4 protein-coding genes and 1 pseudogene are annotated in these 8,224 nt (G+C 63.2%); 2 read left to right on the top strand and 3 right to left on the bottom strand.

Going from position 1 to position 8,224, the window contains the following annotated elements; translation table 11 throughout:
- Positions 1 to 50: 50 nt before the first annotated feature.
- Positions 51 to 626, top strand: a pseudogene (locus AU465_RS33645) (magnesium chelatase domain-containing protein); the annotation flags it as partial.
- A 116-nt stretch (positions 627 to 742) separates the two neighbouring features.
- On the opposite strand, the gene AU465_RS33640 reads toward AU465_RS33645, so the two are convergent.
- Complete coding sequence (locus tag AU465_RS33640; RefSeq protein WP_210325382.1) at positions 743 to 1,633, bottom strand: class II aldolase/adducin family protein; 891 nt, start codon at positions 1,631 to 1,633, stop codon at positions 743 to 745.
- Here AU465_RS33640 and AU465_RS33635 point away from each other — a divergent pair.
- Positions 1,628 to 2,611, top strand: coding sequence for a GlxA family transcriptional regulator (locus AU465_RS33635; RefSeq protein ID WP_192257375.1), 984 nt, complete (start codon positions 1,628 to 1,630; stop codon positions 2,609 to 2,611). The genes AU465_RS33640 and AU465_RS33635 overlap by 6 nt on opposite strands.
- Positions 2,612 to 3,036: 425 nt before the next feature.
- On the opposite strand, the gene AU465_RS33630 is transcribed toward AU465_RS33635, so the two are convergent.
- Both AU465_RS33630 and AU465_RS33625 read right to left on the bottom strand, forming a co-directional pair.
- Positions 3,037 to 4,686 carry an ABC transporter substrate-binding protein gene (locus AU465_RS33630; protein WP_192257373.1) on the bottom strand — a complete coding sequence of 550 codons (1,650 nt, stop codon included), beginning with the start codon at positions 4,684 to 4,686 and terminating at the stop codon, positions 3,037 to 3,039.
- Between the two features lie 18 nt (positions 4,687 to 4,704).
- Positions 4,705 to 8,082, bottom strand: coding sequence for an AAA family ATPase (locus AU465_RS33625; RefSeq protein ID WP_192257371.1), 3,378 nt, complete (start codon positions 8,080 to 8,082; stop codon positions 4,705 to 4,707).
- Between the last annotated feature and the right edge of the window lie 142 nt (positions 8,083 to 8,224).

Here is an 8,224-nt window from a genome sequence, read left to right as displayed (position 1 = left end):
GACTGTCCGCGACTTAGCGGAATCCCCGTCCGGCTTTTGCGAAATGCGCAATGATCGCGCCGGGCAAGGTCGGCATGCAGATCGTCGGCCTGCCGGACAAGGCGGTGGCCGAGAGCCGCGAACGCGTGCAGGCGGCACTCCATGCTTCGGGCCTGTCGATGCCTTCGAAGAAGGTGACGGTGAACCTCGCACCCGCCGACCTGCCCAAGGAAGGCAGCCACTACGACCTGCCGATCGCGCTTGGGCTCATGGCCGCGCTCGGCGCCATTCCGGGCGACATGCTGGCCGGCTATGTCGTGCTCGGCGAACTGTCGCTCGACGGCACCATCGCCGGTGTGGCCGGCGCGCTGCCGGCGGCGATCGGCGCCAACGCCGAGGGCAAGGGACTGATCTGCCCCTTCGCCTGCGGGCCGGAGGCGGCCTGGGCCGGCAAGGATTTCGATATCCTGGCGCCGCGCAGCCTGATCGCGATCGCCAACCATTTTCGTGGCACGCAGGTGCTGTCGCGGCCGGAGGCCGGCATCCAGCTTGCGGCGCGCGACCTGCCCGACCTTGCCGACATCAAGGGCCAGGAAAGCGCCAAGCGGGCGCTCGAAGTGGCGGCCGCCGGCGGCCACAACCTTTTGACATTGTGGCTAATTAAACGGCGCACAATGGTCGTGGTCCAGAGCGGCCGGTAAGCGCCAGGAGTTGACCCTTAGGGCCCGAACGGCGCATATCGGTCCCCTTGCCGACCTTCAGTTCACGCCCTGTAGGTAGGCGCCTCGCGATCGACGCAGCGCAGGCACGCTTTCCATTCGAGTGCGCCGTCGTAGCCGTACCAGTCGCTTTTGGCCATGTCGGCGAGATGGCGGTCGATCTCGGGTTGGCCAAGCGTCATCAGAGCTGCACCAGCGGCTCCGCCAGACTGAACCTCCAGTTGCACGGCGCAAGCCTGGTCGAGATAGAATGAGCGGAAGAATGCTTCTCCCACTGTCCGGCCGAGGACAAATGCGCCGTGAAAAGCCTCGACGATCATCGACTTGTTATGGGCCGCTTTAAGGAGCCCGGACAGGAAGTCGTCGGTGCATTCGAACTCGTAGCGGGTGTAGCCGATCTGCTCGGCGCCGCCAATCATAAGGAAGGCCTGGCTGTAGGGCTGCACACCCGTCGTCTGCGCCGAGACGCCCATGATTGCCTTGGTATGGATGTGCATCACGCTGTTGATCTCTGGACGCGCTTCGAAGAACAGCTTCGCGATCTCGGTCGCCGAAGGGTTCGGCTCGCCATTCTCCGGGTTCATGTTGCTCCCGTCGAAGCCGACTTTGATCAGGTTCGACGCTGTGACCTCCTCGTTGAATAGGCCATAGCAATGGGTCAGCATCGCCTTCTCACCTGGTACGCGCGCCGCGTGCCACTGGTTGGTCAGGTCCGTCAACCGATACTTCTTGAGCAGGTGATAGACGGCGGACAGTTCGCAGCGTGTCTGCCATTCTGGCTCGGGGCAGACGATCGGAATCGAGCGAGCGATGGCGTTGGTCGTGGTCATGGCGTTCTCCATTGTATCGGGTTCTTGGGTCCTATTTCTCCCTTTTGCCACATTTTGCCTGCCGTTTATTGAATTGAAGTGCTCTAAAATTGACTTATTATGCACCCGATGATTTCCTCCACCCAGCATACCGTCGGGCTATTGCTTTTCCCGCGGTTCCAGCTTCTCGCCTATGTTATGGCGACCGAAACACTGAGACTCGCAAACAAGGTTGCCGGTCGCTCGGTGTTTCGATGGGAAACGTTGAGCCAAAACGGCGCGCCAGTGGCCGCCTCGAACGGCGTGCCGGTGGTGCCGTCCGGACTGGTCGCCAACGCAGCGGGCCTGTCGCTTCTTCTGCTGTGCGCAGGATACGATCCTTTGGCCGAGGTGTCGGATTCCACTAAGGCGATGCTCCGTAAACGGGCTCGCTTGGGCGGGATGTTGGGTGGTCTCGACACGGGCACCGTCATCCTCGCCGAGCTTGGTTTGCTCGCTGGATATCGAGCGGTCGTGCACTTTGAAGCTGAGACCGGCTTTCGCGAGACCTATCCGGAAATTTCGCTCGAAAACGCAATCTATGCGCTTGACCGGAATCGTTTGACTGCTGCAGGCGGCACGGCCACCGGGGACGCGATGCTGGCATGGATCGCCAATGTCACCTCACCCGAGCTGGCGGTAAGAACCGCGGAGGCCCTAATCCACGGCTCGATCCGGCCGGCGGGTGCCCCCCAGAGACACAGCAATCGCTCACCGGGCAATCCCCATTTCCGACTCCTCGTCACTCTGATGAAGGACCATCTCGAAGAGCCTCTCGGTATGGATGAGATCGCGCGCAGAAGCGGACTGGGCAAACGGCGGATTCAAGCATTGTTTCTGCGTCACGGTGGAAAAGCCCCATCGGCCTACTATTTGGACCTGCGCCTTGACCGCGCGCGCGATCTGCTGAGCTCGACGACCATGAGCGCATCGGCAGTCGGTGCGGCCTCCGGCTTTGCCTCACCCGAGTGGTTCTGCCGCGCTTACAGAAAGCGGTTCGGATTGCCGCCGCTTCAGCATCGCAAGTTGCTGCTTTCGGGCATCGGCGCAGGTAGGTTCGACTGATGGGCCCGATCAATCCGGAATTTGAACCCAGTCTGGCCAGCGCATGCTAACGAGCGCGCAGTCCGCCTACGGCACTACTACGCACTGCCGTTCAGAACTTCCGGACGGGGTCCCGGGCCTGCGAGCTTTGTCGCCGATTTGGGGTGAATAGCCCGATCTGGCGAAAGGAGCTCTACGGCAGGTTCGACCCATTGGCGTTCGCAATTGGTGTATCGAGAGTCGCGTTCGGGTCAAAGGCGACCTTAGCCGGTGGACGATCCATGCTGACATTGTGGCTAATTAAACGGCGCGCTCTGATGGGTCTACGCGACTTCCGCTAAGCGCCACAGGAGCGGCCATTTGAGCGTGTGATTTCAAAGACTGAGTATGGCCGGAAAGCAGCCGGTGCCTCGAAAATCCGGACGATGGCCTCCCAGTCCTCTGACTCAAGCCTCCAGCCAGACTTTTCCGAAGTCGTGCTCGAACATTGGGTGCATGCCATGGTTCTTCACCGCGGCCACCGAGTGGTTATAGAGCTTGCGCCAGTAAGGCTGGATGATAATGCCGGAATCCTGCAGGATCTTCTGGATGTCGGCCATCACCGTCTTGCGCTTCTCGGCATCGGCGATCGACAGCGCCTCGCCGATCTTGGCGTCGAGGTCCGGATTGGAATAGGCCGCCTCGTTCCAGGCCTCGCCGGTGCGGTAGGCGATGGCGATGACCTGAATGCCGAGCGGGCGCATGTTCCAGTTGGTCATCGAGTACGGATACTTCGTCCAGTCGTTCCAGAAGGTCGAGCCCGGCAGGACGGTGCGCTTCACCTTAATGCCAGCTTCGCGAAGCTGGGCGGCGATGGCGTCGCCGGTGTTCTTGTGCCAGTCCTCGTCGACCGTGATAAGTTCATGCTCGAAGTCGGCCTGACCGGCCTCCTCCATCATCGCCTTCGCCTTCGCCGGATCGCGGGCGACCTTCGGCAACTCCACATATTCAGGGTGGATCGGGCAGACATGGTGGTTTTCTGCCTGGTCGCCGGCATTGCCGTAGCCGAGCTGGAGCACGACGGCGTTGTCGACGGCGAGCTGCAGCGCGTTGCGGACCTTCTGGTCGTCATAGGGCTTGTTGGCGACGTTGGTGCGCGCCACGATCGTCGACGCGGTCACCACCTCCGACTTGACCAGATCGAGCGCATCGAGGATCGGCACGTAGTCGGCGGTCGTCTCGTCGTTTGTGTGGACCTCGCCGGCCTCGAAGGCCGAAACCATTGCCGAGGGGTCCGCGCCGTAATCGATGAACTCGACGCCGTCGAGATAGGCCTCGCCGCCCCACCACTTGCCGTTCTCGCGGCGCTTGTAGACGACCTTCTGGCCGACATCGTAGGAGACGAGCTCGAACGGTCCGGTGCCGATCGGGTTCTGCACGAAGTTGGCACCGGTCTCGTCAAAGGAGCGGTGGACGATCAGGCCGGGATAGTCGCAGAGGTTCGGAATCAGCCCGATGTCCGACTTGGTCAGGCTGAGCTTGACCGTCATGTCGTCGACCTTGGTGACAGCGCCTTCACGCAGCTTGCCCGACTTTTCGTCGACCAGCGTGCCCATGCGGCCTGGCATGGAATTGCCCTCAGCGCTCTTGTCGGCCCAGCGGGTGAAATTGAAGATCACGTCGTCGGCATTGAACGTGTCGCCATTGTTCCAGGTCACACCCGGACGGACCTTCAGCGCGTATTCGGTAGCATCGTCGTTCACTTCCCAGCTTTCCAGCAGATAGGGCTTGAAGGTGAATTCACGGGTATATTTGACCAAGGGCTCGAGCGTCTGGCGCTGCGCGGTGGCGATCTGGGACCAGTCCGCCATGCGCGGATCCTTCGGATCCTTGACGTGCATCGCGACCTTGAGGACACCGCCCTTCACGGGTTCCTGCGCCATGGCGTTGGTGGGCACTGCAAGAGCGATCATTCCGTAGGCGTACGCGGTCGACGCGCCGAATACGCTGGCGAGAGCCAGGAACTCGCGCCGGTCCATCTTGCCGGCCCTGACGTCCTCCGCCAGTTGGCGAATGTGATGGGGAACCCGGTCCCCGTTGCTTCTGTAAAGGGCCATGACGTGCTCCCGGCGTGATCATGACGATGCACAGCTGTCCAGAAGCGCCTTCGCATCGATCAAGTCGCGCGTGTTGAAGCCTTCCGTGAACCAGGCGTAGGTCGGCGCGAGCAGGTCGTAGGCTTCTTGCCGATCGCCGCGGTCGGCCCACAGGCGGGCGAGCGAGGTCGACGCGCGCAGGTCCAGTGATCGCGCCTGCTGTTCGCGAGCGATCTCGATGGCGCGGCGATAATGCGCCTCGCTGTGTTCGGAGTCACGGGGTTTTGCCAGGAGCAGGAGATTTCCAGTGAGCCGGCTAAATTCCGACTCCCAGAGGCGCGCGCCAGTAGCCGCCGCCTCGGATATTGCTGGCTGCAGCATGCTTAGGCCGGCGTCGACCTCGCCCGCCAGTTCGCACACGCATCCGAAAAGACAGAGAACAAGTCCTTTTCCCTCGACGTCACTGAGGATTTCGTTTGGCAGCGCCGGCGGGGCGGCGGTGACGGGGGCTGGAACCTGCTGTGCGCTCTCGAGGGCCTGGATCATGGCCAACTGCAGATTGATTGTGGGGACCCAGGCCGGAAATCCCTCGTGCGCCAATTGAAGCCTCGCCGCGGCTGCTTCCCGAGCCGCCGCGGCATCGCGGCGGAAGTAGTGCAGCACGGTGGCATGATAGAGAGCGTGCTGCAAACTGGGCGGATGAGGCAGTTGGCGGGCCCGGGTAATGGATTCTCGCGCCCGGGCCAACGCCTGATCCGGAAAGCCAAGCATCCACAGACTGACGCCCTGCTTGGCAGCTGCGCACACGCCGGAGTCGTGGCCGCCATAGACGAAGGCGTGCGAGAAGTGTTCTGGCCGATAGAGGAAGAGACCCTGGTCGGTGTGCTCGCACACCGACCGCCACTTACCGAGCGCGTATTGCGTCGTCCAATTGACGTGGTGGGCCTCCAGCAGCAGGGACGGGTCGCCCGATTGCCGGGCGATCCCGATCAGTTGATCAGCGAGGGCGCTGGCCGTGTGCATCCGCCCCCGGGCCCGGTGGCCGGTGCACAGGCCGCGCAGCGCGGGGAAGGATTTGGACGTCTCGCTGCCCAGTTTGGCACATAGCTCGCAGGCTCGCGTATAGGCGGCGACGGCCCCGGCAGACCCATAGCCCTTGAGGGATGCCAAGGGTATGCCACGCGCAAGCTGCAGATCGATCTCGCGATCGTCGCGGGCCGGGCTCTCTGGGAGTTGCGCGAGAAGGTCCAGGCCCTTTGAGAGGTGCGCAATGGCTTCGGCGTCGGCCGACCGATAGTTTGCGCGCAAGCCCGCCTCGTACCAGGATGACACTGCATCATCGAACAGTCCGCCCTCGGTAGCATGGTGGGCGAGCACCTCCGGTTCCGCCTCTGCTCGTTCGGGAAAGCGATCACGGAGGAGGGTGACGATCCGGCAATGGAGTTGCTGGCGTCGGCTCTTCAATAGCGACTCGTAGGCGGCATCCCGCACCAGCGCGTGCTTGAAGGTGTAGTTCGCGTCAGGAGGTTTGCCACGGCAAAACGCCAGTTCTGCGTGGACAAGTTCGTCCAGAGCGGTCCTGACCTTCGGCTCGTCCATCTGCGCGGTCGCTTCCAGCAATTCGTAACTGAACTCGCGGCCGATGACAGCGCCGATTTGCGCCACCTCCTTAACCGGCGACAACCGATCGAGGCGAGCCAAGAGCGAGTCCTGTAGCGTCGAGGGGATGGCGAGCGGCGGCAGCGGACCGGTAAGCTCGTAGCGGTCGCCGGCCTCGCGGAGCAGATCGGATTCGAGCACCGCCTTTGTCAGCTCCTCGACGAACAGCGGCACGCCTTCGGTCTTGGCGAGAATATCCGCCTGCACCTCGGCAGGAAGCGGCCGCCCGCCAGACAGCTGGTCGATCAGCATGGCACCTTCGTTCTGCTCAAGGCGATCGAGCGTCAGCTGTGTCACATGCGGTCGGCCGGTCCAGCGTGGCGCGAACTCAGGCCGGAAGGTAACGACCAGCAACACCGGCTGCCGCTCGATCTGATCGACGATTCGATCGAACAGCTCCAAGGTGGTGGGATCGAACCAGTGAGCATCTTCGGCCGTCATGAGCACCGGCTGCTTGGCTGCGAGGCTCTCAAGCTGGGCTAGCAGCGCCTCAAAGGTCCTCGCCTTCTTCTCTTGCGGTGCGAGCTCGGGCATCGGGTAGCGGTCGCCTGTCGGGATCGTCAAATGCTCGGCGATCAGCGGCATCGCCGTTTTCGGGTCAGGCCCAGCCAAGACAAGCAGTGCCTCCAGCTTGGCCAATTTCACCTCCGGCGCATCCTCGTGCCCGAAGCGGGCGGCCCGACGCAGCTGGTCCAGCACCGGGAACAGCGCGCTGTTCGTGCGATAGGGCGAGCCGTGATAGCGCAGCGACAGGCATTCCTCGCCGAGCCGCTCGCGCAAGGCGATCGCGATGCGCGACTTGCCGATGCCCGGCTCGCCCGACAGCAGTACGACCTGACCCCTGCCATCCTTGGCCCGCCGCCAGCGGTTGAGGAGCAAGGCTACCTCCTGATCGCGGCCGACGAGCGACGTGAGGCGCATCCCGCGCAGCGCCTCGAAGCGGCCCTCGGCTCGGCTCTCGCCCATGACCAGCCATGCCTGCACCGGCTGGGCGAACCCCTTCAGATCGTGGGTGCCGAGATCAACCAGCTCGAAGAGCTCGCCAAGCAGCCGTCGCGTCGGTTCGGCGACCACCACTGCGCCGACCTCAGCCAGTGATTGGAGTCGCGCCGCCAGGTTCGGCGTCTCGCCGACCACCGCCTCCTCCTGCGCTGCACCTTCGCCGACCAAGTCGCCTACCACCACCAGACCCGTGGCAATGCCGACACGCGCGCCCAGTGGCTCTTTCGCGGGTGTCGCCAGCTTGGCGACCGCGCCGGCAATGGCGAGCCCGGCCCGCACCGCCCGCTCGGCTTCGTTCTCGTGGGCCCGAGGCCACCCGAAATAGGCTAAGATCCCATCCCCCATGAACTTCGCGACATGGCCATCCACACGCGTGATCTCCGCGGCCACCGCGATCTGGTACTTCCGGATCACCTCCCCCATCTCTTCGGGGTCCAACCGACCTGATAACGCGGTCGATCCAACCAAATCGACAAACATCACCGTCAACTGGCGACGTTCAGCTTCCGGGCGAGGCGGTGGACCACTTCCAGGGATCGGTTCAATTCCGGCCGCTGTGGCGGGATCCCCTATATCGCGCTTGCCAAGCTCCGCGATCGCGGCCAATACGAGCTTCCTTGGGCCCATCGGCAGCCCCAACGCCTTGAGGTCCGCGTCCGAGAGATGCCGGAGCACTTCGGGCGTGATCTCGTTCTTGGCGAAGGTTCTGCTATATTTGCCGAGCCCAAGGCTCGAGAGCCACCCGGCAATGTCCATGACACTCTCCGTGTAGTCCGAGGCAGATTAGCACCGCGCGGGCGCACGGCGAAGCCCGGATGCATCGTCCGACGGTATCAATGTCATGTGCAGGCTAGAGTCTTTCACGTTTTGACGGAAGCGTATCCGGCGTTTGCGAAGT

It is taken from the genome of Mesorhizobium silamurunense (assembly GCF_014843905.1).
Lineage (GTDB): Bacteria > Pseudomonadota > Alphaproteobacteria > Rhizobiales > Rhizobiaceae > Mesorhizobium > Mesorhizobium silamurunense.
This window is presented reverse-complemented; position numbering and strand designations above follow the sequence as displayed.